The sequence below is a fragment of the Streptomyces sp. cg40 genome, from assembly GCF_050320165.1.
Taxonomy (GTDB): Bacteria; Actinomycetota; Actinomycetes; order Streptomycetales; family Streptomycetaceae; genus Streptomyces; species Streptomyces hokutonensis.
On the sequence record NZ_CP190128.1, the window covers coordinates 2646224 to 2667757 of the forward strand.

General features: G+C 69.5%; 18 protein-coding genes. 13 read left to right on the forward strand and 5 right to left on the reverse strand.

The window, feature by feature from the left end; translation table 11 throughout:
• Positions 1-18 precede the first annotated feature (18 nt).
• The 4 genes from ACQHII_RS11695 to ACQHII_RS11710 form a co-directional block, all read right to left on the reverse strand.
• Positions 19-462 carry a MarR family winged helix-turn-helix transcriptional regulator gene (locus ACQHII_RS11695; RefSeq protein WP_427919238.1) on the reverse strand — a complete coding sequence of 148 codons (444 nt, stop codon included), beginning with the start codon at positions 460-462 and terminating at the stop codon, positions 19-21.
• Positions 463-626: 164 nt separating this feature from the next.
• Complete coding sequence (locus ACQHII_RS11700) at positions 627-2123, reverse strand: cellulose binding domain-containing protein (protein ID WP_427919239.1); 1497 nt, start codon at positions 2121-2123, stop codon at positions 627-629.
• A gap of 214 nt (positions 2124-2337) precedes the next feature.
• On the reverse strand, positions 2338-3657 hold the full coding sequence (locus ACQHII_RS11705; RefSeq protein ID WP_427919240.1) for a radical SAM protein: 1320 nt from the start codon (positions 3655-3657) through the stop codon (positions 2338-2340).
• A gap of 242 nt (positions 3658-3899) precedes the next feature.
• The gene (locus ACQHII_RS11710) at positions 3900-4559 is read right to left on the reverse strand and encodes a pyridoxamine 5'-phosphate oxidase family protein (protein WP_427919241.1); all 660 of its coding nucleotides are present in this window, start codon (positions 4557-4559) and stop codon (positions 3900-3902) included.
• A 127-nt stretch (positions 4560-4686) separates the two neighbouring features.
• Here ACQHII_RS11710 and ACQHII_RS11715 point away from each other — a divergent pair, with 127 nt between their 5' ends.
• The 13 genes from ACQHII_RS11715 (at position 4687) to ACQHII_RS11775 (ending at position 20164) form a co-directional block, all read left to right on the forward strand.
• Positions 4687-5226: a TetR/AcrR family transcriptional regulator gene (locus ACQHII_RS11715; protein WP_427919242.1), complete on the forward strand. Its 540-nt coding sequence runs from the start codon at positions 4687-4689 to the stop codon at positions 5224-5226.
• 5 nt (positions 5227-5231) lie between these two features.
• A complete protein-coding gene (locus ACQHII_RS11720) occupies positions 5232-5558 on the forward strand; it encodes a hypothetical protein (RefSeq protein ID WP_427919243.1) in 327 nt (108 codons plus the stop codon).
• Positions 5555-6799, forward strand: coding sequence for an FAD-binding protein (locus ACQHII_RS11725; RefSeq protein ID WP_427919244.1), 1245 nt, complete (start codon positions 5555-5557; stop codon positions 6797-6799). The genes ACQHII_RS11720 and ACQHII_RS11725 overlap by 4 nt, the downstream gene beginning before the upstream one ends.
• 176 nt (positions 6800-6975) lie before the next feature.
• Positions 6976-8223 carry an ROK family protein gene (locus tag ACQHII_RS11730; RefSeq protein WP_427919245.1) on the forward strand — a complete coding sequence of 416 codons (1248 nt, stop codon included), beginning with the start codon at positions 6976-6978 and terminating at the stop codon, positions 8221-8223.
• A gap of 11 nt (positions 8224-8234) precedes the next feature.
• Positions 8235-10091, forward strand: a complete 1857-nt coding sequence (locus tag ACQHII_RS11735; RefSeq protein WP_427919246.1) for a glycoside hydrolase — start codon at positions 8235-8237, stop codon at positions 10089-10091.
• Positions 10092-10305: 214 nt separating this feature from the next.
• Positions 10306-11571, forward strand: a complete 1266-nt coding sequence (locus ACQHII_RS11740; protein WP_427919247.1) for an ABC transporter substrate-binding protein — start codon at positions 10306-10308, stop codon at positions 11569-11571.
• A gap of 20 nt (positions 11572-11591) precedes the next feature.
• Complete coding sequence (locus ACQHII_RS11745) at positions 11592-12560, forward strand: carbohydrate ABC transporter permease (protein ID WP_427919248.1); 969 nt, start codon at positions 11592-11594, stop codon at positions 12558-12560.
• Positions 12557-13423 (forward strand): carbohydrate ABC transporter permease, encoded by an 867-nt coding sequence (locus ACQHII_RS11750; protein WP_427919249.1) that lies wholly within the window; start codon positions 12557-12559, stop codon positions 13421-13423. Before ACQHII_RS11745 ends, ACQHII_RS11750 begins: the two co-directional genes overlap by 4 nt.
• A gap of 27 nt (positions 13424-13450) precedes the next feature.
• Positions 13451-16339, forward strand: coding sequence for a glycoside hydrolase family 2 TIM barrel-domain containing protein (locus tag ACQHII_RS11755; RefSeq protein ID WP_427919250.1), 2889 nt, complete (start codon positions 13451-13453; stop codon positions 16337-16339).
• 11 nt (positions 16340-16350) lie between these two features.
• Positions 16351-17508 carry an MFS transporter gene (locus ACQHII_RS11760; RefSeq protein ID WP_427925293.1) on the forward strand — a complete coding sequence of 386 codons (1158 nt, stop codon included), beginning with the start codon at positions 16351-16353 and terminating at the stop codon, positions 17506-17508.
• A 34-nt stretch (positions 17509-17542) separates the two neighbouring features.
• Positions 17543-18553 carry an ABC transporter ATP-binding protein gene (locus ACQHII_RS11765; RefSeq protein ID WP_427919251.1) on the forward strand — a complete coding sequence of 337 codons (1011 nt, stop codon included), beginning with the start codon at positions 17543-17545 and terminating at the stop codon, positions 18551-18553.
• Between the two features lies 1 nt (position 18554).
• The gene (locus tag ACQHII_RS11770) at positions 18555-19358 is read left to right on the forward strand and encodes an ABC transporter permease (protein WP_427919252.1); all 804 of its coding nucleotides are present in this window, start codon (positions 18555-18557) and stop codon (positions 19356-19358) included.
• A complete protein-coding gene (locus tag ACQHII_RS11775; protein WP_427919253.1) occupies positions 19358-20164 on the forward strand; it encodes an ABC transporter permease in 807 nt (268 codons plus the stop codon). Before ACQHII_RS11770 ends, ACQHII_RS11775 begins: the two co-directional genes overlap by 1 nt.
• A 162-nt stretch (positions 20165-20326) precedes the next feature.
• On the opposite strand, the gene ACQHII_RS11780 is transcribed toward ACQHII_RS11775, so the two are convergent.
• Positions 20327-21526 (reverse strand): MFS transporter, encoded by a 1200-nt coding sequence (locus ACQHII_RS11780; protein WP_427919254.1) that lies wholly within the window; start codon positions 21524-21526, stop codon positions 20327-20329.
• Between the last annotated feature and the right edge of the window lie 8 nt (positions 21527-21534).

Below are 21534 nucleotides of genomic sequence, written 5' to 3' on the forward strand. Positions count from 1 at the left end.
CCTCCGCGGCCGTCGGCATCAGATCTTCTGGGCCAGTCGCTCCAACAGCGGTGCGGCTGCGGCGAGTTGCTTCAGTTCCGCCGGGGTGAAGGTGCCGCCGGTCAGGGCTCGGCCGATGAGTTCGGCGCGCGCGTTGCGCTTGTTCCGCAGCGCCTGGCGGCCCTCGTCGGTCACCGTCAGCACCACGCGCCGGCCGTCCTCCGGGTCCGGGCGGCGCTCGACCAGGCCCCGGGTCCGCAGCGCGCTCAGTGTGGCCCCCATGGCCTGTGCGGTGATCTGCGCGTCGCGGGCCAGCGCCGAGGAGGTGGTGGGGCCGGAACGGTCCAACTGCGCCAGGGCGGCCCGCTCGGGCATCGTCAGCCCGCCCTCGACGGGCACTTGGCGCACCCTCCGCACCAGCACGCCGATACTCGCGAGCAGCGCGGAGGCGACCGCGTCGGGATCCAGATCTTCGTCGCTCATACACTAAGGCTACTTTATCAACCTGCCTTAGTAAATTGCGGCCGCGCTACGGCGATCAACACGCACACATCCCCGAACCGAGCCGCCGACCCCGCACGCACTCGGGGGACCCCGTTTCCAGGGCCCCCGTCAGTCACACATACTTCTCTGACTCACCGTCAGAACTAGTCGCAGGCAGCCCCGTTGAGCGTGAAGCCGGACGGTGCCGAGTTCTTGCTGTTGTTCCAGGTGCCGAGGAAGCCGAAGGTGAGGCTGCCGTTCGCGGCGACGTTCTTGTTGTAGTCGGCGGCGGTGGCGGTGACCCGGGAGCCGTCCTGGGCGACGCTCGCGTCCCACATCTGCGTGACCTGCTGGCCGTCGCGGTAGGACCAGGCGACGCGCCAGTTGTCGAGGGCCTTGGTGGTGGTGACGGTGACCGTGGCCTGGAAGCCGTCGTTCCACTGGCCGACGAGGTCGTAGGTGACGTCGCAGCTCGCCGCGGCGGGCGGCTGCCCCGGCGCGCCAGTGGTCGGCGCGGGGGCGTCGCTCGCGGTGGCCGAGGCGGTGCCCTGGGGTTCGGTGTCGGGGTTCTTGTCGCCGGGCGCTGCGGACGCCGTGCTGTCGCTGGCCGTCGGCCGGCCGGAGGCGGACGGCGTGCTCGACGGGTGCGTGCCGACGGGGGTCACGGTGGAGCCGGGGTCGATCACCGGCTGGGTGTCGGCGTCGTCGCTGGCCGTGTTCTCGCGCCCGGAGCCGCCCATCGGCATCATCGACACCCCGAGCGCCACGAAGGAGAGGAGGACGGCGGCGACGAGCAGACCGTTGCGGACCAGCCGCGCCTTGCTCGCGCCCTCCTTCGGCTCCCCCGCCTCCAGTTCGGCCACGGGGCGCCCGGCACCGAGCCGTACCTCGGCGGCGCGGCGGCGGCGCTCCAGGTAGGCGAGCCCGCCCCAGCCGATCACTCCGCTCGCGAGGGCCGACGGCAGTCCGCCGCCCTGGAGTCGCAGACAGGCGGCGGCCTCCGCGCACTGCACGCAGGTGGCGAGGTGGCGCGAGAGGTCCTCGGGGGTGTCGGCGGACGGCGAGCGGGTGACCGCGTCGAGCAGCCGGGCGTAACTGCGGCACTCCGCGGCCATCGGCGAGTCGAGGTGGTTGCGGTGGCAGCGGTCCCTGAACAGGCCGCGCACCTGGGCGAGTTCACCGGAGACGATCGCCGGGTCGAGGCCGAGGCGGCGGGCCACGACGGTCAGCGGCAGCGCCTCGACCTCGGCCAGCCACAGCAGCGCCGCGTCCGGCTCCTGCAGATCCCGCAGCCCGCGCAGGGCGATCGGGCGCTGCAACGGCATGCCGTGGAAGCGGGCCGCCTTCTCCGAGTTGAGCCAGAGCCGCAGGTCGGGGTCGAGCCGGTGCCCCCGCCCGGCGAACTCCCATTCCGCGGCCGTGGTCCGTACGGCGGTCAGCAGCAGCGGTATCACCGGCAGGACCCGGCGGGTCGGGCCGCGCATCGGGCCGGACCCGGCGGAACGGGCCTCCTGTATACCGAGTGCGAAAGCCTCGCTCGCCAGCTCGGTGGCCGGGGCGGCGCCGGACGTGCACAGGTCGGCGTAGGACAGCACCGCGTCCCAGCACTCGGTGAACAGCGCGGCCTCAGCGGCGTCCTGAGGAGTCGGCAGGTCGGGCATGGGTCTCCTGCATCCACGAATGACGGCCAACTAGCTCTGACATTAAGCGAGTTGGAGGGGGGCTGCCTCGTGACAGGGCCAGAGCCTTTCACGCATCCCACACAACTGACAAGCCGGGTATTCAATTACGGTAACCGTCAGTCGCCTCTGTGCAGTTGTACGTGTCCGAGCCCCTCCCGTCTCACCCGTCGCAGGAGTTGTCCACACCGTTACCTTACAAAGACGCGGGCTCCTCGGCGGGCAGGCTGTCCATGAAGGAACTGACGGAGAAGACCGCGCGGCCGGGGCCCGGTTCGCCGTATCCGGGCGGGGACTTGAGGCCGAAGTCCTCCATCGTGGCACGGTAGGCCTCAAGGAGCCGGATGTGGTACTCCAGCGGCGCACCCTGCGGGTTGGCCTTGCCGAGGGGGGTGGTCGGTTCGGGGCACCATGTGGTGAAGCGGGGCGTGATGCCCTGCGACATGAAGAAGCGCAGGCCCTCGGTGGTGGAGGCGATCGCCTCGTCGACGGTCTTGAAGCCGAACGGCTCCGCCATCTCCACGCCGGCCACGAAGTTGGGGATCACGTTGCGCGCGCCGAAGATCTCGGCCGAGTCGAGGATCCGCCTGTGCCACTCGTCGCGGCCGACGTAGCGCTCCTTGCCCGGGCAGTGCAGCTTGAACAGGTACTCGTCCCACACCTCGTAGTTGGGGTGGTAGATCTGCACGCCGTAGTCCTTGAAGCGCTGTACGTCGTCCTTCGGCAGCGCCTGGGCGACGACCTTGCCGATCCAGCGGCCCGGGAAGCGCTCCTCGATGGCCTTGGCGTAGTGGCCGTAGAAGTCGGCCTCGTCGCGCCCGGCGACCGTCTTGGTGATCGCGCCGCCGGTGAGGGTGTACGCGGTCGACACCTTCGCGGTGTCGTAGCGGTCGATGATCTCCAGGGCCTCGAGGACCTCCTCGACGTCCTTGACTCCGGTATACGGTCGACCGGCGGCCTTGTGCTGGCGCCAGTTGTGGTTGATGTCGCAGTACTGGCACTCCTCCTTGGCACCGAAGTACTGGCAGACCCGGAAGACGGTCAGGTAGATCAGATAGCCCCACTGGATCGTCGGGGCCACCTCCATGACGGACTTCCCGTTGGCGAGCTTGTGCTTGTAGTACTCCGGCATCGGAGGCACCCCGACGTCCGCGATCCGCTTGCCGTCGAGATAGAGCCCGAGCACGCCGTCCTCGTCGGAGGCCACCCGGTACGGCGAGGTCGGATTCACCCGCACGGAGACGACGGTCCGCCTCAGGTCGTACGGGCCGCCCGTGAGGATGATCTCCTCGGGCGGGCGGCGCAGCGCGGCCTCGCCCAGCTCCGGCAGGGTGCCGTGGTCGAAGGAGAAGATGAAGTACGACTTCGGCTTGACCTCGCCGTCCTCGTTGTCGCTCAGCGCGGACGGGTCGAAGGCGACACCCCCGCGCAGCAGGTCCTCCTTGAAGACGGCTTCCCGCGGCACATGCGGAAAGCGCTCCATCAGATCCTCGACCAGTGCGGTGCGGCTGCCCATCCCGTATCTCCTCCCGGCACGTACGCCCTGCTCGGACGTACGACTCCTCACGGTATGCCCCCGGTGGTTGTGCTGGAGGAGCGGGGGGCGCGGTCCGGTGCGGACCGGTCGGCAGTCGGCAGTCGGCAGTCGGCAGTCGGCAGTCGGCAGTCGGCAGTCGGCAGTCGGCAGTCGGCCGACGATACGGTCCCTGGCGGCACCGCCCCTTGTGGCGCCGCAGGCACAGACAGAACGTTGCCGGGTCACCCCTGCCCCGTTCCCTCGCGGCGCGCGATGTGCTCCGGCACCGGGATGTCCGCCGGCAACGCGGGGTCCGGGACGGGCGCACCCCAGGTCGAGGTCAGCGGCAGCGTCCCGGCCCACAGGCCCAGCTCCGCGTCGGGCCCGTCCCCGTCGTCGGGGCCGCCGGTGCGGATCTTGACGGAGGCCTCGTCCAGCGCGAGGACGAGCAGCGTGGTGGCGGCGAGTTCCCTGCGGTTCGGCTGTCTGGCGTACGACCACTGCCCCGGCGTCGCGTGTTCGGTGAGGCGGCGCAGGCCGGCCAGTTTCTCGTCCGGGTCGGTGACCTTGCGGGGCACCCCGTGGATCATCGCGCTGCGGTAGTCGACCCCGTGCTCGAAGACGGACCTGGCCAGCACCAGCCCGTCGACATGCGTGACGGTGACGCACACGGGGTCTCCGCCCGCGAGGCTGCGACTCGCCACGGACCCGTGCAGATACAGCCGCCGCCCGTCCCTCCCGTACACCGTGGGGACAACGACCGGCCGCCCCTCGACCACGACCCCGAGATGGCAGACGAAACCGGCGTCCAGGATCGCGTCCAGGTCGGCGCGGTCGAGGCTGCCCTGTTCGCGGAGCCGGCGGTGGCGGGTGCGGTCGGTCTCAGGCAGGCGGTCGCTCATAGCGCTGGAGACTACCGATACAGCACTTCAAAGGCTATGCGCATTTCGGATACAGCATCCTGAAGGCTGCACAACGACGAAATCCGAATCATTGACGATGCTGACATTTCTCGTCAGAATTGTCAGCATGGACAAGCGGGACGACATCGTCACAGCGGCCGTCGACGTCTTCGGCCGGTACGGGTTCCGGCAGACGTCGATGGAACTCGTCGCGCGGGCCGCGGGCGTGTCCCGGCCCGCGCTGTACCAGCACTTCACGAACAAGCAGGATGTCTTCGCCGCCGTCGCCGCGCGCGTCACCGACCTCATGACGGACGCGGCCCACCGCGCACGCGACGCCGGGGGGACACCGGCCGACCAGGTCCACGGTGTGCTCTCGGTGAAACTGGAGACGGCGATCGGCGTCACCGGGGCCGGGTTCCGGCAGGAACTGGTCGCGGAGGCCGCCGCGATGGGGCTGACCTCGGTCGAGGACCGGCTGGTCGACGCGCTGGCGGACCTGCTCCACGAGGCTCCCGAGCCCCGCGAGACGGCCGAGCTCCTGCTCGCCTCGACCGTCGGCATCGGCCAGTCCGAGGGCACCCCGGAGGTACTCCGCCGCCGGCTGCGCCGGCTGGTCGACCTCGTGATGGGCGGCCTCGACACCGCACCACGTCAAAGGAGTTGAGCACCATGATCGGTACGCTCGCCCTCGGTTTCGCGGCAGGTTTCTGCGCGGGAGACGGGCTCCCCTACTACGTGATGGGCAGCACGGGAGAGAGCGTCGGCCCCGGCCCGTTCCGTCCCTCCGCCTACGCCAACGTCCTCTCCGGCTGGGTGCTGATCGTCGCGGCGGCCGTCTGCTGGCACTACACCGATACGCGGGCGCATCCGCTGCCGACTTATGCTGCGGCAGCAGCAGGAGTCCTCCTGGTCGGGCTGATCCACGCCCGGCTGTGGCGCACCGACCCCTGGGGCAGAACACGCAGGCGCACGCTCCCGGAGGGACGGCAGGCATGACGGAGACAGTCACCAACTGGGCCGGCAACATCACCTACGCGGCGAAGGAACTCCACCGCCCGCACACGCTCGACGCGCTCAGGACCCTCGTGGCCGAGAGCGCGCGGGTACGGGTTCTGGGCAGCGGCCACTCCTTCAACGAGATCGCCGAGCCGGGCCCGGACGGCACCCTGCTGTCGATCGCCGCGCTGCCGGCCGAGTTCGACGTGGACACGACGGCCCGGACGGTGCGGGTGTCGGGCGGCGTCCGTTACGCCGAACTGGCCCGCCGGGTGGCCGAGCACGGCCTCGCGCTGCCCAACATGGCGTCCCTGCCGCACATTTCGGTGGCCGGTTCGGTGGCCACCGGCACCCATGGCTCGGGCGTCCGCAACGGCTCGCTCGCGGCGGCCGTCCGCGAGGTCGAGATCGTCACGGCGGACGGATCGACGGTGACGATCGCACGCGGCGACGACCGCTTCGACGGTGCCGTGACCTCGCTCGGCGCACTCGGCGTCGTCACCTCCCTCACCCTCGACCTGGAGCCGGCCTTCGAGGTCGAGCAGCACGTCTTCACCGAACTCCCCCTCGCCGGGCTGGACTTCGAGACGGTGGCGGCCTCGGCGTACAGCGTGAGTCTCTTCACCGACTGGCGGGAGCCGGGCTTCCGCCAGGTCTGGCTGAAGCGGCGCACCGACCAGGCGCCGGTCGACTTCCCGTGGGCCGCGCCCGCCACCGAGCCGCAGCACCCGGTGCCGGGGATGCCCGCCGTCAACACCACCGAGCAGCTCGGGGTGCCGGGGCCGTGGCACGAGCGGCTGCCGCACTTCCGGGCGGAGTTCACCCCGAGCAGCGGGGCGGAGCTCCAGTCGGAGTATCTGCTGCCGCGGTCGACCGCATACGAAGCGCTGTATGCGGTCGACGGGATCCGGGAGACGGTCGCCGGTGTACTACAGATCTGCGAAGTGCGGACCGTCGCCGCCGACGCGCAGTGGCTGAGCCCCTCCTACGGGCGGGACACGGTGGCGCTGCACTTCACCTGGATCGAGGACACGGCGGCGGTGCTGCCGGTGGTGCGGCGGCTGGAGGAGGCGCTGGACGGCTTCGACGCGCGACCGCACTGGGGGAAGGTGTTCACCACTCCGGCGGAGGTGCTGCGCGGGCGCTATCCGCGGCTCGGCGACTTCGCGGCGCTGGCGCGGGACCTCGACCCGCAGGGCACGTTCGCGAACGCATTCGTCCGGGACGTCATCGGTGGATGACCCGGTCCACGACTCGGCGGGCGGCCCGGCGGAGGACCGGGCCCACGACCGGGTGGGCGACTTTGTATAGCCCCTTTCCTAACCCCTTGTCGAACGTCACCCGCAGCCCATAGCCTTGCCGCGCGCCGGAGCCGTCGTGCTTCGGCATGACCGCGAAGGCCTTGGGGGGCAACCCGGTGAAACGCACCTCACGCGACATCCGCACCGCGAACCGCTACGAGGTGCTGCGTCAGATCATCGCCCGGTCGCCCACCTCCCGGCAGGAGTTGGCCGCCGCGACCGGACTGAGCCTGGCCACGGTGGCCACACTCGTCGGTGAGCTGCTGGACCTGCGGATGATCACCGAGGTCGGGTTCGAGGACTCGGCGGGGGGCCGCCCCCGGGGTCTGGTCGCGGTCAACGCGTCGGGGGGCGCGCTGATCGGTGTCGACATCGCGGAGACGTACGTCCATGTCGAGCTGTTCGACCTGGCGCTGAACGTCCTCGCGCGTGCCGACGAGGACATGCGGCCCGGCGAGAGCCGTCCGGAGCAGGTGGTCGGCCATGTCGCCGCCGCCGTCGGCTCGGTGGTCGCGCAGGCCGGTGTCGAGGCGGCCCGCGTCCTCGGTGTCGGGGTGAGCGTGCCGGGCCAGGTGGACCGCAAGACCGGCATCTCCGAGTACGCGCCCAACTGGGACTGGCACGACGTGCCGCTGCTCGACCTGCTGTCCGAGGTCATCGCCTACCCGCTCTACCTGGACAATCCGCTGCGGGCCGGCGCGGTCGCCGAGATGTGGTTCGGGGCGGCGCGCGGGCGCGGGGACACGGTGGTGGTCAACCTCGGGACCGGGGTCGGCGCCGGGCTCGCGCTGGGCGGCGGGCTGTACCGGGGGGTGAGCAACAGCGCCGGCGAGTGGGGCCACACCACGCTCGTCCTGGACGGGCGGCTGTGCCGCTGCGGCAACCACGGCTGCGTCGAGGCCTATGTCGGCGCGCCCGGAATCATGCTGAATCTGCGGGAGTTGAGCCCGCAGAGCCCGTTGCTGCACCCCGAGGACCAGACCGCCACCATCAACGCGCTGGCCCACGGCGTGGCCGCGAACGACCCCGTGGCCCTCAAGGTCGTGCGGGAGACGGCCCGTTACATCGGCGCGGGCATCGCCAACCTGGTCAACGTCCTCAACCCCGAAGTGGTCGTGCTCAGCAGCTGGGTCGCCCGCAAGCTCGGCGATCCGCTGCTGCACGAAGTGCGCGAGGCCGTCGGGCGGCACGCGCTCAGGCGGCCGTTCGCCGCCACCGAGATCGTCCTCTCCCCCATTCCCACCGATCCTGCGTGCCTCGGAGCGGCAACGTTCGCACTTGAGGGGGCACTTCAGTCGGTCGGGCAGAGGAACGGTAAGAACCGCACCACCCAGGCAAGGAGCCGTACCGCACCACCTTCATGACGACGGAAGGGATGCACGTGACTCAGCCCCACCCCAGGAGATCGATCCTCGCGACAGCGGCAGCCGCGCTCGCCGTCACCGGGGCCCTGATATCCGCGCCGCCCGCGAACGCCGACGGCGTCGCACCGGCGGAAGTCTCCCCCCACGCGGCCCAGACCATCGACAACATCGGCGCGTCCGGCGCCTGGTGGGTCAACGACCTCCAGTACTTCAAGCCCGAGGTGCAGGCCCGGGTCGCCCAACTCCTGTTCTCGGAGAAGGGGTTGGACCTCTCCTCCTACCGCTACAACATCGGCGGCGGTGGCACCGCGGTCACCACCCCGGCCCGCGCCGCGCAGGACTTCCTGAACGCCGACGGCAGCTACGACTGGAGCAGGGACAACGGCGGGCGGACGTTCCTCAAGTACGCCGCGAAGTACGGCGTCCAGGACCTGATCGGGTTCGTGAACAGCGCGCCCGCACAGTGGACGACCAACGGGCAGAGCTGCGGCGGCCAGTTGAAGGCGGAGAACGAGGGCGACTACGCGAAGTACATCGCCGACGTCACCGCCCACTTCGCCGAGCAGGGCGCCAAGTTCGACTACATCAGCCCCTTCAACGAGCCCAACAACGACTTCGGCGACTGCGGCCAGGAGGGCATGCAGGTCACCGTCGACCAACGCGACGACATCGTGCGGGCGTTGGGCGCCGAGCAGCGGGCCCGGAAGCAGCAGACGAGCATCATCGCCGACGAGTCGAGCAGCACGGTCAGCTTCAGCACCGAGGTCCCGCAGTGGATCTCGCAGCCGGACACCGCGCAGTACGTGTCCGAGCTGGCGCACCACACGTACAACAACCCGAACGACGGCCAGTTGGGCAATGTCTACGAGACGGCGAGGACGGTCGGCAAGCCCTCCTGGGCCACCGAGATCTGCTGCTTCGGCAAGGGCACCACGGGCTGGAACCAGGAGTACGACCCGACCATCGACAACGCCCTGCTGATGTCCCGGATCATGTACAAGGACTTCGCGAGCGCACACGACTCGGCGTTCCAGTGGTGGGTGGCCCTCGCCAGCGGCTACGGCACCGACCCCGCCGCGCGCAACGACGTCGGCTGGAACGACGGGCTGATCTACTACGACCCCGACTACGCGACGGACGGCAACCAGACCCTGTACTTCACCAAGCGGTACTACGCGCTCGGCCAGTACAGCAAGTTCGTCCGGCCCGGCTCGGTCGCGCACAACGTGACGGGCGCGCCGAGCGGTGTCGAGGTGACCTCCTACGACCGGGACGGCAAGTGGGTCGTCGTGGTCAACAACCAGAACACCACGGACACTTCGCTCAACCTGCACTTCAACAGCAGGACGCCGGTGCGGGCGGCGCAGGCGGTACGGACCTCGGCCACGGAGAACTGGGCGAAGGTCGCGAAGCCGGACGTGAGCGGCTCCACGGTCTCCACGACCCTCGCCGCCCGCTCGATCACGACGTACGTCCTCGACCAGAAACCCCGCAAGGGCCAAGGGAGTTCGACGGCCGTCACCGGCGCCCTCCGGGGTAGTCAGTCCGGGAAGTGCCTGACGGCGGGCGTCTCGGGGGCCGCGATCGGCACCTGCACGGGCGGGGCGGAGCAGTCGTGGTCGTACGACGCGAAGGGTGGCCTGAAGGGGGCAGACGGGTATCTGACGGTGGGGAGTTCGGGGCTGACGACCACCGCCGGCTTCACGGGTGATCCCGGCCAGCGGTGGCTGTTGAACGCCAACGGGCAGATCCTCAGCGAGGCGTCCGGGAAGTGTCTCGACGTGAGCGGTCAGGCGACCGCGGACGGCAGCAAAGTGATCCTCTACAGCTGCAACGGCGGGGCCAACGAGGCCTGGTCGAAGGTCTGATGACGACCTGAAGGCGTGGTGCGGGCCGACCGCGCGGCGGCCCGCACCTTCGTCACGTCCGGTATTCCGAACCTTGCACAACGCTTCGAACAGACTTCGTCCAACCCCTTGCCGAAGCCTTAGGCGAAGGTTAACGTCCCGCTCCGCACCTCGATTTCAGCCACGGGCAGCTGAGCCGTGGAGCCGCAGCCGCGCGAGAGACAAGGACGTCACCATGTCGGCAATGAGCAACAGCAACTGGTCCCGCCGATCGATATTCCGGGCGGCAGCGGGAATGGCCGCGGCCGGCACGCTGGCCGCGTGCGGCGGCAACAACGGGCGTGGGGGAAGCGGGGGTTCGGGCAAGCAGCTCGTCCAGTACTTCCACGCGTACGGCGAGGCCGGCACAGAACAGGCCATCAAGCGGTACGCGAAGGCGTACACCAAGGCCGACGTCACCACGAACTGGATCACCGGCAACAACTTCGAGGCCAAGCTCTTCTCGTCCCTGCTCACCAAGCAGGCACCCGACGTCTTCGAGTTCCACCCGCAGTTGCAGCTGGTCAAGAGCGGTCAGGTGGCCGACCTCAGCGACATCATCGATCCGGTGAAGGACGACTTCAATCCGGCCGACATCAAGTCGCACACGGTCGACGGGAAGATCTACGGGATCCGGATGATCGACGACCCGCAGTTCTTCTACTACCGCAAGTCGATGCTGGAGAAGGCCAAGGTCGAAGTCCCCACCACACTCGACGAGTTGCTGGAGGCCGCCGCCAAGCTCACCACGAGCAAGGTCAAGGGCGCCTACCTGGGCAACGACTTCACGGCGGTCCAGAACCCGATCATCTGGTCGGCCGGCGCCGACACACTCGACACCAACAACCAGATCGCCTACCACACGGACGGCGTCGTCGAGGGCCTCAAGAAGCTCCGCCAGCTGTTCACCAGCGGTCATGTGCTGCTCGACGCCCCGACAGACTTCTGGGACCCGTCCTCCCTCAACCAGGGCCTGTGCGCGATCCAGTGGGGCGGCATGTGGTCCATGCCGGCGATGCAGCAGGCACTCGGCGACGACCTGGGCATCTTCCCGTTCCCCAGCATCGGGAGCGCGGGCAAGCAGTCGGTGTACAACGGCGGTTGGTCGATGTTCGTCAACGCCAAGGGCGACAACGTCGAGGCCGCGAAGGCCTACGTCAAGTGGCTGTGGATCGACCAGAAGAAGTACCAGGAGGACTGGGCGACGTCCTACGGCTTCCACATCCCGCCGCGCTCCTCGATCGCCGCCGGGGCCACCAAGCTCAAGTCCGGCCTGCCCGCCGAGGGCGTCAAGCTCTTCACCGACTACGGCCACTTCGACAACATCGGCTTCGACCAGACCATGCTCACCGCGTTCGCCGACGTGATCGCCAACTCCGTCCGCAAGAACGGCAATCCGGAAGCCGCGCTCGACGCCTGCGACAAGAAGGTCAACGTCGAGCTCAAGAAGCTGTTCGGATAGGCCGGCGGACGGAACCCGAGATGTCGACCACCACCACGCGCGGGGTCGCCCAGCCCTCCGCGGCCAAGGCCTCCAAGGCCCGGCCGCGGCGGGGCCTGCGGTCCAACGCCACCCTGAACTTCTGGCTCTTCACCGGCCCGTTCCTCATCGGCCTGGTGATCTTCGTCTTCGTCCCCATCGGCTGGAGCATCTGGCTCAGCTTCTTCGACGCCCGCTACACCGTCACACCGAGCCATTTCATCGGCCTCGACAACTACAAGCAGATCCTGACCAACAGCAACTTCCCTGATTCGCTGCTGACGTTCACGGTGTTCGCCGCGTTCATCGTGCCGACCACCTGGGCGCTCTCACTGGGTCTGGCGCTGCTGGTCAACCAACTGCGGTTCATGCGGGCGTTCTTCCGGTCGGTGTTCTTCCTCCCGACCGCCGTCTCGTACGTGGCCGCGGCGCTGATCTGGAAGATGTCCATCTTCAGCGGCGTCCGCTTCGGTCTGATGAACACCGTCCTGGGCTGGTTCGGCGTCGACAACATCGCCTACCTCGCCAACCCGAGCCCGCCCTGGTACTGGCTGGTCATCGTGACCCTGCGGCTGTGGATCCAGGCCGGCTTCTACATGATCCTGTTTCTCGCGGCGCTCCAGAACATCCCGGCCGAGCTGTACGAGGCCGCCGAGATCGACGGCGCCAAGCGCGGCTGGCAGACCTTCCGGTACATCACGCTGCCCCAACTCCGCGCCACCTCCACGGCGGTGGTCCTGCTGCTGCTCGTCGCCGCGTACCAGGCGTTCGACGAGTTCTTCAACATCATCGGCACCAAGGCCACTTGGGCCCAGACACCGCTCATGGAGCTGTACAAGGCGGCCCTCGGCACCAGCCAGGACTACGGCGCCGGCAGCGCGGGCGCGGTCATCCTCTCGCTGCTGATCTGCATCGTCACCCTCGCCCAGGGCAGGATCATGGGCTTCGGAAGGGGGGAGGAGTCCAAGTGACCACCACCACACCGCAGTTGGGCAAGAAGCGGAAGAAGCGCGGAGGCATCCTCGGCAACACGGGTCTGTACCTCGCCGTGAGCGTCGCCGCTCTGCTCTTCCTGATCCCCTTCTATCTGATCCTCCGCAACGCCCTCTCCACGGACCCGGAGATCACCGGCGAGAACTGGAAGCTGCTGCCCTCCTTCCAGTGGGGCAACATCTCCGAGTTGTTCGACGACCCGACCGTCCAGTTCGGCCGCTCCCTATGGAACTCAACGGTCGTCGCCGTCTCCATGACCGTGGGCACCCTGCTGGTCTGCTCGCTGGCCGGCTACGGCCTGGCACGCATCCCCTACAAGCACTCCAACAAGGTCTTCTACGCCGTCCTCGCGACCCTGATGGTCCCGACGGCCGTCACCTTCGTGCCGAGCTTCGTCCTCGTCTCGTCCCTCGGCTGGGTCGACACCTACCGGGGTCTCATCATCCCGGGCCTCTTCAGTGGTTTCACCTGCTTCCTCTTCCGGCAGTACTTCCTGGGGTTCCCCAAGGAGTTGGAGGAGGCGGCACGCGTGGACGGACTCGGCTACTGGGGCGCGTACTGGCGGATCGTCGTACCCAACTCGCTGAACTTCTTCGCCGCGATCGCCACGATCACCTTCATCAGCGGCTGGAACGCCTTCCTGTGGCCGCTGGTCATCGGCCAGGACCCGAACTCCTGGACCGTGCAGATCGCCCTGTCGTCGTTCATGACGAACCAGACCGTCAACTTCCATCTCATCTTCATGGCCACCGCAGTTTCCATCCTGCCCCTGGTGTTCGTGTTCCTCTTCCTCCAGCGTTGGCTGGTGCAGGGCATCGCACAGACCGGCATCAAGGGCTGACACCCGCATCTCACGACCTGGAGACCGATGACTTCCAGCACCGCCGCCGACTACATCGAGGACGTCTCACCGGGCAGCGGAGCCCTCCCACCCCGCGCCCGCTACGCGTCCTCGGACGCGAAGTCACTGTCACTGAACGGCAGTTGGCGTCTCCGTGTGTCGGCGACGGCCGACGCCGAGGACGACTCGTTCGCCGAGGAGGGCCACGACGCCGGGGACTGGGCCGAGGTCACGGTCCCCGGCCACTGGGTCCTGCAAGGACACGGCTCCCCCATCTACACCAACCACCTCTACCCCTTCCCGGTCGACCCGCCGCACGTCCCGACCGAGAACCCGACCGGCGACCATCTGCGCGTCTTCGACCTGCCGTCCGAGTGGCCCTCGGACGGCGGGGCGGTGCTGCGCTTCGACGGCGTGGAGTCCTGCGCCCGGATCTGGCTGAACGGCACGGACATCGGGGAGTTCAAGGGCTCCCGGCTGCCGCACGAGTTCGCGGTCGGGCATCTGCTCAAGCCCGGCGACAACGTGCTGGCCGTCCGCGTCCACCAGTGGTCGGCGGGCTCGTACCTGGAGGACCAGGACCAGTGGTGGCTGCCCGGCATCTTCCGTGACGTCACCCTGCTGCACCGCCCGCCGGGCAGCGTCCTCGACTTCTTCGTGCACGCCTCCTACGACCACGTCGGCGGTACGGGCACCCTGCGCGTCGACTCCGACGTCGACGGCCGGATCACCGTGCCCGCGCTGGACATCGATGTCGCGACGGGCGAGCCGGTCACCGTGCCGGTGCGGCCCTGGACGGCCGAACTCCCGTACCTGTACGACGGGTTGCTGACGACGGAGGGCGAGCGCGTCCCGCTGCGCATCGGCTTCCGGACCGTCGAACTCTCCGACGGTCTGATCAAGGTCAACGGGAAGGCGATCCTCTTCAAGGGCGTCAACCGCCACGAGTGGCACCCCGAGAAGGGCCGCGCCCTCGACCTGGAGACCATGCGCGAGGACGTGCTGCTGATGAAGCGGCACAACATCAACGCGGTCCGCACCTCGCACTATCCGCCGCATCCGGCCTTCCTGGACCTGTGCGACGAGTACGGCCTGTGGGTCATCGACGAGTGCGACCTGGAGACCCACGGCTTCACCGAACAGGCCTGGCGCGACAACCCCGTTGACGACGACCGCTGGACCCCGGCCCTGCTGGACCGCGCGGCCCGCATGGTCGAACGGGACAAGAACCACCCGTCGATCGTCATCTGGTCGCTGGGCAACGAGGCCGGCACGGGCCGCGGCCTCACCGCGATGGCCGAGTGGATCCACGGCCGTGACCGCTCACGTCTCGTGCACTACGAGGGCGACATCAACTGCCGTGACACGGACGTCTATTCACGGATGTACGCCTCCCACGCCGAGGTCGAACAGATCGGCCGGGAACTCGACGGCGGCACCCACAGGCGCCGCGGGCTCCCCTTCATCCTCTGCGAGTACGGCCACGCCATGGGCAACGGCCCCGGCGGACTCGCCGACTACCAGCGCCTCTTCGAGTCGCAGGACCGGCTCCAGGGCGGTTTCATCTGGGAGTGGATCGACCACGGCATCAAGGACGAGCGTCACGGCTTCGCGTACGGCGGCGACTTCGGCGAGGAGCTGCACGACGGGAACTTCGTCTGCGACGGACTGCTCTTCCCGGACCGCGTCCCCTCCCCCGGCCTGATCGAGTACAAGAAGGTCATCGAGCCGGTCTCCGTCGACAGCCCCGACGGCGGCTCCGTACGGATCACCAACAAGCACGACTTCGCCGACCTGTCCGCATTCGCCTTCCAGTGGTCCTACCAAGTGGACGGCGAGAGCGTCGGGTCGGGCCCGCTGACGGTGCCGCCGCTCGCACCCGGCGAATCGGCCGACGTGAAGCTGCCCGCACCGCCCGTGGAGTCCGACGGCGCCGAATCCCAGTGGACGGTACGGGCGTTGCTGGCCGCCGACACGGCGTGGGCGCCCGCGGGCCATGTGGTCGGCTGGGGCCAGATCCCGGTCGCGGCAAGGCCGTTGCCGTATGTCTCCGCCACCGCCGGGCCGGTCCTCGGTGAGCGGCGGATCACGCTCGGTCCGGCCTCCTTCGACGCCCGTACGGGCGAGTTGCAGTCGATCGGCGAGGTGGACGTCACCGGTCTCCGCCTGGACGTGTGGCGGGCGACCACGGACAACGACGACGGCGCGTCCTGGCAGACGGACATCCGCCACGGGCTGCTCTGGCGCAAGTTGGGGCTGCACCGGATGCGACACCGCCTGGACGGCGTGGAGTTGGGCGAGGACGCGCTGACCGTGCGGACCCGGGTGGCGCCCGCCGCCTGGGAGATCGGGCTCGCCACGGTGTACCGCTGGACCTCGGACGGTTCACGTCTGCGGCTGACGGTGTCCGTGGCACCCGAGGGCGACTGGACGGTCCCGCTGCCCAGGCTCGGCATCCGCTTCGGGCTCGACGCGGGCGCCGACCGCGTGAAGTGGTTCGGCGGCGGCCCGGGCGAGGGCTACCCGGACACCAAGTCGGCTTCGCGGCTCGGCCGTTGGGAGTCCACGGTCGACGGCCTCCAGACCCCCTACGTCCGTCCGCAGGAGAACGGCGCCCGCGCGGACGTCCGTTGGGCGGAGCTGGGCGGGCTGCGGATCGAGGGCGACCCGGAGTTCTGGTTCACGGCCCGCCGCTGGACGACGGAACAGCTGGACGCCGCCGCCCACCGCACCGACCTGACTCCGGGCACTGCGTCCGATAGCGGCTCCGCCGCGGGGGTCTGGGTGAACCTCGACCACGGCCAGCACGGCATCGGCTCGCAGTCCTGCGGTCCGGGTCCGCTCCCGCAGTACTTCCTGAACGCCGAACCCGCCGCATTCTCCTTCGTGTTCTCGGAATCCCCGGAGATCAGTTGACCGGCACCGTCATGAAATCGGCCGCGGCCGACCGGCTCTTCAGTCGGTCGGCCGCGGTCGCGTCCTGCGTCGGCTCCATCCTCATCGGTATGCTCCAGTCCCTCTACGGCCCTTCGATACCGGGCCTGCGCCACGAGTTCGGGCTCTCCCCGTCCGGCGCGGGTCTCGGCCTGAGCCTGCACTTCACCGGCGGGGTCGCCGGTGTCCTGGCCTTCAACGCGATCCACTCCCGGATCAGCAACAGGGCGCTGCTGGCGTGGAGTTACGCCCTGATGGCAGCGGGCGGCGCGGGCTTCGCGCTCGCCCCGAACTGGCTTCTCGCGCTGGCCGCCGCGTTCCTCTGCGGTCTCGGCTTCGGCGGCATCGCCTACGGCCTCAACCAACTCTTCGCCGTCGGCTTCGGCGAGCGCGCCACCGCCATGCTGAACGTGCTCCACGCGCACTTCGGCATCGGCGCGGTGCTGGGTCCGGGGGTCGTGGCCTGGCTCGGCCCGGACGACTACCGGTACGCGTTCGGGGCGTGCGCAGTGCTGGCGGCGGCACTGGTGCTCGCGGGCTCAAGAGGCGTACGTACACAGGTATCTGACGGTCCACCAGCGGAAAGGGGAAACCGAGGCCTCGGCCTGCCCCGGGTCCTCGTCGGCTTCCTCGTCCTCTACATCCTCAACGTGGCGGTGGAAGCCGGTGTCGGCGGCTGGGAGCCCACACATCTGGAGACCATCGGCTACAGCGCGGCCATGGCGGCGTCGACGACCTCCGTCTTCTGGCTGATGATGACGGTGGGGCGCTTCCTGGTCGTCCCGATCACCCTGCGCCACTCCCCCGAGCGCATCCTCGCGGTGTGCGCGGCCGGGATGACGGTGTGTCTGCTGTTGACGCTGTTTAAAGGAGTGGCACCGGTGGCGTACGCCGGTGTTGGCTTGTTCATCGCGCCGGTTTTCCCGACGGGTCTCTCCTGGCTCAACAAGGCGCTCCCCCAGGCCAGGCGGGCCGGTGCGTGGGTGATCGCGGGGTCGATGATCGGCGGGGTGGCGGCTCCGCCGCTGCTCGGTGTCGGGATCGAGGCCTCCGGGATCCACGCGGTGCCCTGGCTGTTGACCGCACTGTCGGGCGCGTCGCTGCTGGCGACGCTCCGGTTGATCCGACTGACGAGGAGGTCCGCATCATGAAGGCCCTGTTCCTGCTCACGCGAAGGCTGGCAGAGTGAACGCGAGCAGCATCGAGGTCCGGGGGTTGTCCCGTACCTTCCACACAACTGTCCGGCGCCCGGGCCTCGTCGGTGGCCTGCGCTCCCTCGTCAACCCGGAGCGCGTGCCCAAGTACGCGGTCTCCGACGTCTCGTTCGACGTGGCCCCGGGCGAACTCCTCGCCCTGCTGGGCCCGAACGGCGCCGGCAAGTCCACCACCATCAAGATCCTCACCGGGATTCTGACGCCCACCTCCGGGGAGGCCAGGGTCGCGGGCGTGGTGCCGTACCAGGAGCGGGAGCGCAACGCCCGTAACATCGGGGCGGTGTTCGGGCAGCGCACCCAGCTGTGGTGGGACCTGCCGGTGCGCGAGTCGTTCGCGATCCTGCGGGACATCTACGAGGTGCCGAAGGCCCAGCACGCGTCCCGGTTGCAGGAGTTCGACGACCTCCTCGAACTGTCCAGCTTCTGGGACACCCGGGTCCGGCATCTCTCCCTCGGCCAGCGGGTGCGCTGCGACCTGGCCGCCGCCCTGCTGCACGACCCGCCGGTCGTCTTCCTCGACGAGCCGACCATCGGCATGGACGTGGTGGTGAAGGAGCAGGTGCGGGAGTTCCTGCGCCATCAGGTGGAGGAGCGCGGCCGCACGGTCCTGCTGACCACGCACGACATGACGGAGGTGGCCCGGCTCGCCGAGCGGGTCGTCCTCATCAACCACGGCCGGCTGGTGCTGGACGGCACCCTCGACGAGATCCGCCGCAGGTTCGGCTCGACCTGGCAGATCCGCGCGACGCTGGCCGACGCGCACGCCGAGGTCGTGCCGCTGCCGGGTATCGCGCTGGTGCGGCGGGACGGACCGCAGGTGGTCTTCGGCCCGGAGGGGAGCGAGGGGCCGACCGTCCATCAGGCGCTGAAGCAGGTCATCGAGCGGTACGAGGTGACCGAAGTCGCCATGGACGAGGCCGAGTTGGAGGACGTGATGCGGACCGCGTACGTCCAGGCCGGTCCGCGCGCCGAGGAGACCTGAGATGGCCGCCCTGCACGCCTGGCGCGCCGCCCGGGTCACCCCGCTCGGCGAACTCCTCGCCCCGCCCCGCATCACCGCCGCCCTGCTCCGGCTGACGGTGCAGATCGTGCTGGTGGCGTCCCTGTGGCGCGGCCTGTACTCCCAGACCGGCACCACCGCGGGACTCACCCGCGACCAGGCGGTGACGTACGCCGTACTGGCCGTACTCGCCTCCCGGCTGCGGGAGTTGGACCAGTACGCGGGCCGGGACACGGTCCTCCAGCACATGCACTTCGGCACGATCATCTACTGGTATCTGCGCCCGCTGCCGCCCCAGCGCTACTACGCGCTGCGGGCGTTCGGCGAGCAGCTGTACGGGCTGGCCTGGGCGCTGACGGGATACGTGGTCTGCCTCGCCGCCGGGGTGGTGGAACCGCCCGAGTCGGTTGCCGCGGCGGGGGTGTTCGCGCTCAGCATGCTGCTCGGGCAGCTCGTCCTGTACTACGTCATGCTCCTCATCGACCAGTTGTGCTTCTGGACCCTCCGCAACGGGGCCGCGATGCTCATCCTGATCTTCGCGCAGAACCTGCTGTCCGGTGTGTACGCGCCGCTGTGGTTCTTCCCGGACTGGTTCATCACGATGAGCCGCTTCCTGCCGTTCCAGGCGACGCTCAGCGTGCCGCTCTCGATCTACGTGGGCCGCATCCCGCTGTCCGACGCGGGAGCCCAACTCGCCCTCCAGGCCGCCTGGGTGGCGGTCCTGTCCCTGTTCACCCGGTTCCTGTGGCGGCGCGCCGCCCGCCGGGTCGTGGCCCAAGGAGGTTGATGCGTGTGAAAGCCGTCCGGATCGTCTGGCGCATCACGCGCCTCAACTTCCGTGCCCAGCTTGAATACCGCACCGAGTTCCTGCTGATGATCGCGATCGGCGCGATCTGGCAGGTGTCGGTGATCGTGTTCGCGACGGTGCTGCTCACCCGGTTCTCCGGAATGGGCGGCTGGGACAGCTCGGACGTGCTGCTGATCCCGGCGACCCGGATGATGGCGCACGGGCTGATGGTGCTGTTCCTGGGCCGGATGCACGGCCTCGGCCGGTACATCCAGGAAGGCCGTATCGACATCTATCTGGTGCGGCCGATGCCGGTGCACCGCCAGGCGCAGCTGGAGTACTTCCCCACCAACGCGATCGGCGACCTCACGGTGGCGGGCGGCCTCATGGTCGGCGCGCTCAGCCGCAGCCACCTGGACTGGAACGCGGGCCGTGTCGCGTATCTGATCGCCGCGCTCATCGGCGGCATGCTCGTGGAGGCGGCCCTCTTCACGACCGTCGCCTCCGCCTCCCTCCGCTTCCCGTCCGCGGACTACTGGAGCCGCTGGGTCGAGGACCTCCTCGGCACCTTCGGCAACTACCCGCTCAACGTCCTGCCCCGCGCGGTGGGCGGCTTCCTCACCTACGGCCTTCCGCTCGCGTTCGTCGCCTTCCTCCCGGCCGCCGTGCTCACCGGGCACGGCCACGACATCGGGGTGCCGTACTGGCTGGCGGCGGGCTCACCCCTCGTAGGCCTGCTGGCCTATCTCGGGGCGCGGCTGCTGTGGCGGTGGAGCCTCAGCAACTACACGGGGGTGAACGGGTGACCACGACCGCTGTCACGTCCGGCCCACGGGCGCGGCTCGCGGCCGGGCCGAGCAGGAGGTCCACGATGGAGTGACGGGTGGCACGGTGGACGTGAGGCTCTGCGCAGGTCGGCCTGGTCGACCGGTCGAGGACCCGGCCCTGGGCGTGCTCGCACGAGCCGCTCAGGACCGCCGGATCGGGGTCAGCAGGGCGACGACCGCGATCAGTGCGCAGCACGCACCCGCCACCACGGCGACCGGTGCGGTGCCGTGCCGCTCGGCGGCCCAGGTGAGGACGGCCGCGCCGACGGGGGCCGCGGCGTAGTGGAGGGTCCAGAAGGCGGAGGTGACCCGGCCGAGGAGCTGCTCCGGCGTCACTTCCTGCCGCAGCGACATGGAACAGGTGCCGGCCATCTGGTCGCAGCCCAGGAACGCGGCACTCACCATCGCGACGGCCGGCACGTCGTTCGCCCGGCTCAACCAGGCGAAGGCCGCCCCGCACACGGCCACGCCCCCGATCCAGGTCGCTCCGAAGCCGAACCGGCGCCGCGCCCGGGCCACCAGCAGCGCCCCGGCGATCGTGCCGAGTGCGCCGACCGCCATGACCGTGCCCACGGTGCCGTCGTCGTGCCCCAGGTCGTGCTTGAGGTGGTAGATCACCAGGTCGTTGAGGCCGAGGGTGAGAAAGCTGAAGCAGAAGAGAAGTGCGGTCAGGGCGCGGAGCACCCGGTGCCCGCGAAGGAAGGCGATTCCGATGCGCAGGTCTCGCCACAACCCGCCCCGCTCCGACCGCTGTTCGGGGTCGGGGCGGCTCCGGAACCGTACGAACGCCAGACAGACGGCCGACACCCCGAAGCTCGCCGCGTCCACACCGACGGCGGCGGCCGGCCCGCTCCAGGCCGCGACGATTCCGGCGCCGAGCGGCCCGAGGACCCCGGCTGCGGCGGCTGTGGCGTTCAACCGCCCGTTGGCCTCGGTGAGTTGCCCGGTGCCGACCAGCCCGCGGACGACCGTCACGTACCCGACGGAGAACAGCATGCCGACGGCCTCGCACAACGGCAGTACCACGTACAGGAGCCAGATGCGCGGCCCGAACGCCCACACCAGCGGAACGACCCCGTACAACACCATGCGCACGAGGTCGCACCGGATGAGCAGCCCGCGCCGGTCGACCCGGTCCACCACGACCCCCGCGAACACCGCCGCGACGACCGAGGCCGCCCCGCCCACCGCCGTCAGCAGCCCCATCCGCGCGACCGATCCCGTGGCCTGAAGCACCAGGAGGGGGAGGGCGATCAGCGCGAAGGAGTCGCCCAGCACGGAGAGGGTCTGGGCCGTCCAGAAGGTGGCGAAGTCCCTTTGCCGCCAGAGGGGTTGGGCCATTCCGGCAA